The organism is Staphylococcus simulans (assembly GCF_002902285.1).
Classification (GTDB): domain Bacteria; phylum Bacillota; class Bacilli; order Staphylococcales; family Staphylococcaceae; genus Staphylococcus; species Staphylococcus simulans.
Window position 1 is genome coordinate 1 of record NZ_PPRU01000054.1, and the last position, 315, is coordinate 315.

General features: G+C 44.8%; 1 pseudogene. It reads right to left on the reverse strand.

Features of this window, described 5'->3' with window-relative positions:
- Positions 1-315, reverse strand: a pseudogene (locus tag CD112_RS11935) (ornithine carbamoyltransferase); the annotation flags it as partial.

Sequence of the window (315 nt, forward strand, 5' to 3'; positions counted from 1 at the left end):
TAGGATTCAATTCTTTAGGGCAAACAAGGTTGAAACGCATACCCATGATTGCTGCACCTTGCATCAACGCATTCGCAACGTTGTTGCGGCCGTCGCCTACGTAAGTGAAGTTGATTTCGTGATAAGGTTTTTTCAATACTTCTTTAGCTGTTAAGAAGTCAGCTAATACTTGTGTTGGGTGATCTTCGTCAGTTAAACCGTTCCATACCGGCACGCCTGATTCTTTTGCTAATGTTTCAACAGTACGTTGAGAGAATCCGCGATATTCGATGCCGTCATACATGCCGCCTAAAACGCGTGCTGTATCTGCTGCTG